Annotated in this window: 1 protein-coding gene; it reads left to right on the plus strand. The window is 44.1% G+C overall.

Annotated features, from left to right (window positions below; translation table 11 throughout):
• Nucleotides 1-494, plus strand: a 494-nt coding sequence (locus R7Z50_RS27870; RefSeq protein WP_318149801.1) for a 2OG-Fe(II) oxygenase, incomplete at its 5' end; no start/stop codon positions are given.
• Nucleotides 495-674: the final 180 nt, after the last annotated feature.

Here is a 674-nt window from a genome sequence, read left to right on the forward strand (position 1 = left end):
AGAAAGCACGCATTGGTCGAAATGATGATGTGACCCGAATTGAATCAATTCGCAGTGACAAAATTCAATGGTTAAAACCAGCTATGGGCCAGCCAATCGCGAATTATTTGAGCAAAATGGAAGAGATTCGACAAGAGGGGAACCGCCATTTCTTCTTGGGTTTGTTTGAGTATGAAGCGCACTTTGCTAAGTACGAAAAAGGCGATTTTTACCAAAAACACCTTGATTGCTTTAAAGGGAACGAAAACCGTCGCTTAACCACGGTGTTCTACATGAATGAATCTTGGAGTGAAGAGGACGCGGGCGAACTGGTCGTCTATGACCTCAATGACAAAGAAATTGCGACAATACCGCCTCGTGGGGGGCGTCTACTGGTGTTCTTATCTGAACAGTTTCCTCATGAAGTGTTGCCAACTAACGCGGAACGTTTCAGTATCGCAGGCTGGTTCAGAATTAATGGTGTGAGAGATAACCTTCTGGATATCGCGAGTTAACATCTAGGCACTAAATACTAAAAAGGGCGCGTGATGCGCCCTTTTTAATGTCCAGAAATCGGCTTTAGTGGCAAATAGATATGTTGTAGCAAGCCGTCATATTCTGCTCTAACACCTCATAGACGTGAGCGCAGAGTTTATTCTGCTCAATTAGGTCATCCATGATCTCAGCAATTTGTG

The organism is Vibrio sp. 1249-1, assembly GCF_033340495.1.